The sequence below is a fragment of the Kytococcus sp. HMSC28H12 genome, assembly GCF_001816045.1.
GTDB lineage: Bacteria > Actinomycetota > Actinomycetes > Actinomycetales > Dermatophilaceae > Kytococcus > Kytococcus schroeteri.
The window spans coordinates 1-2,420 of record NZ_KV824532.1; the positions used below are offsets into that span (position 1 = coordinate 1).

The 2,420-nt window shown below is 76.0% G+C and carries 3 protein-coding genes and 1 pseudogene; 1 reads left to right on the forward strand and 3 read right to left on the reverse strand.

Translation table 11 applies throughout. The features are described from left to right. Both HMPREF3099_RS07790 and HMPREF3099_RS07795 read right to left on the reverse strand, forming a co-directional pair. Nucleotides 1–524 (reverse strand): annotated as a pseudogene (locus HMPREF3099_RS07790) (DUF2797 domain-containing protein); the annotation flags it as partial. Nucleotides 525–541: 17 nt separating this feature from the next. Beyond that, nucleotides 542–1,330 carry a M15 family metallopeptidase gene (locus HMPREF3099_RS07795; protein WP_070705456.1) on the reverse strand — a complete coding sequence of 263 codons (789 nt, stop codon included), beginning with the start codon at nt 1,328–1,330 and terminating at the stop codon, nt 542–544. A gap of 113 nt (nt 1,331–1,443) precedes the next feature. Here HMPREF3099_RS07795 and HMPREF3099_RS07800 point away from each other — a divergent pair, with 113 nt between their 5' ends. Next, on the forward strand, nt 1,444–1,899 hold the full coding sequence (locus tag HMPREF3099_RS07800) for a DinB family protein (protein ID WP_070705457.1): 456 nt from the start codon (nt 1,444–1,446) through the stop codon (nt 1,897–1,899). Between the two features lie 25 nt (nt 1,900–1,924). On the opposite strand, the gene HMPREF3099_RS12070 is transcribed toward HMPREF3099_RS07800, so the two are convergent. Further along, on the reverse strand, nt 1,925–2,420 hold a 496-nt coding region (locus tag HMPREF3099_RS12070), incomplete at its 5' end, for a class I SAM-dependent methyltransferase (RefSeq protein ID WP_141762068.1).

A 2,420-nucleotide genomic window follows, 5' to 3' on the forward strand; every position in this document is an offset into this window, starting at 1 on the left:
CCCAGCCCGGCGGTCACCGCGTCCTCGTGGCGCCGCACCTCCAGCCCGTCGGCGCAGCGGGCCAGGTAGGTGGCCCGCACCGCCCCCTGCTCGTCCAGGCGCGCCACCTTGTGGTGGTCCGATGCGGTACCCACCTTGGGCGCGCCGTCGGCGAAGGTGGCCACGTACAGCCAGTGCGGGCGGTCCAGGTAGCGCCGCAGCGCCTCGCCGGCCGGCCCGCCACGGTGCACCTGGTGGATGGGGCGGAACTCGTCGGCCATCGCGCACTCGGAGCACTGCCGACCGGACTCCACCACGCGCCGCCGCGCGCACGCCTCGGTGCGCACCGTGCCCTGCGGCGTGAGCACCGACCGCCCCGTGCAGTGGCGGCCGGGCTCCACGGTGAACGCCAGCGTGGCGCCCGGCAGCGCGATGCGGTGCACGGCCTCGGTGAGGTCGCTGGTCACCAGCGCGGGCCGGTCGCGGTCGGTCCACGAGACCGACCGCACGAGGTGGGTCCCACCATCGACCCAGGAGGTACGCACCCGCGGCAGGGTACGCCTCAGCGCACGTACTCGAAGTGCCAGTACTCGGGCTTGCGGCCGTCGCGGCGCGCCCACGCGGGCTGCACCCAGCCGTACCGGGCCCCGTGCCTCACCAGCCAGCGGTGGCGCGTGGTGCCGAACCCGTACTTCCGGCGGCTCTCCGGCAGGTCGCAGGTGGCCCGGGTCAGCGTGCCGTGGTTGGACGTGCCGGGGGTGGCGGCCATGCGGCCGAAGGCACGGCGGTAGGCCACCTGTGTGTCGTACGTGCGGTAGCACTCGTCCCAGCGCAGGTCCTCCCCGAACCGTGCGCGGTAGGCGCGGTTGAGGCGCTCCAGCGGCCGCACCGAGCGGCAGGCCGTGAGCAGGTGGGCGGCGCTCGCCGAGCCCCGCACGTGGCACAGGTGCCCCGGGGCGTGGCGGCCGTTGCGCGAGGAGTACGGGGTGTGGCGGGTCGTGAGGTCGGCCGTGCGCACGTAGCGGCCGGGGGCCATGCGGAACCAGCGGCCCTGCACGGTGCCCTTCACCATGCCGCCCCGAGGTACGTAGTGGCCGGCGGAGGCGCCCGAGGTGTTGCGGTACACGCGCACGAACATGCCGGACCCGGCACGCACGTGGCGGGTGACGGTGGTGGCCGCGGTGGAGGCGGTGGGTGCGGCCTCGACGGCGGGAGCGGTGACGGAGCGCTCCACGGGGACCGATGCCTGGGCCGGGGCTCCCAGCGGCATCGAGGGGGACACGGTCGCCAGGGCGGCCACGGCGAGCAGGACGCGGCGGGCACGCGTCAGCGCGGGGTGAGGGGACGGCATCGGAGGAACCTTCGGCGAGGGGAGGGGGGGCGACGGGGACGGTCGCGGAGGGGACGCCCCAGCATCGCGGGCGGGTCTGTCGCCGCGCTGTCGTCCGCGGTTGACTGGCCCCCATGACCACGCCCCGGCCCCTGGCCCCCTTCCTTGCCGAGCAGCTCGACTGGCACTGGCGCACCCAGGCCCGCCCGCGCCTGGAGGGCCTCACCGACGCCGAGTACCTGTGGGAGCCCGCGGCCGGCGCCTGGTCGGTGCGGCGCCGCGGCCAGGCCGCCCCCGCCTCGGCCACGATGCGCGCCGGTGCAGGGGAGTGGCTCGTGGACTTCGCGTTCCCCGAGCCCGACCCGGCGCCGGTGACCACCATCGCCTGGCGGCTGGCGCACGTGGTGGTTGGTGTGTTCGGCATGCGGGCGGCCTCGCACTTCGGTGGCCCGGCCTGTGCCTACGACACCTGGGAGTACGCCGGTACGGCCGCTGGTGCACTGGCCCAGCTCGATGCCGCCCACGCGGCTTGGCGCGAGGGCGTGGCCGGCCTCGACGACGCCGCCCTGTACCGGGCCGGGGTGGCCTGACGCGGGTGAGGCGGCCCGAGCCCCGTCAGCGCACCGCGCGCAGCACGGTGAATTCGCGGTCGCGGGCCACCTCGAGCACCTGCGTGAACACCTCGCGGGCCACCTGCCGGTAGGGCAGGTGCGAGTTGTACACGCACCACAGCTCGCCGCCTGGCCGCAGCACCCGGGCGGCGTCGCGCAGCATCGCCAGCGTGGGGGCGGAGTCCTTGGCCGCACCCACGTGGAACGGCGGGTTGGTGACCACCAGGTCGGCGCTCGCCGAGGGAGTGCCGGTCAGCCCGTCGGCCAGGTGCACCGTGCCGTCGAGGTCGTTGGCGGCCAGCGTCGCCCGGGTCGAGGCCACGGCCGCCCGTGAGACGTCGATCCCGGTCGCCCGGTGCCCGCGTCGGGCGAGCACCGCGGTGAGCACGCCGTTGCCGCACCCCAGGTCGAGGGCGTCGCGTGCCCGGTCGGGCTCGGGCCAGTGGCCTTGGGTGGTGAGCAGCAGGCGGGTACCGCGGTCGAGGCGGGGGCCGTTGAAC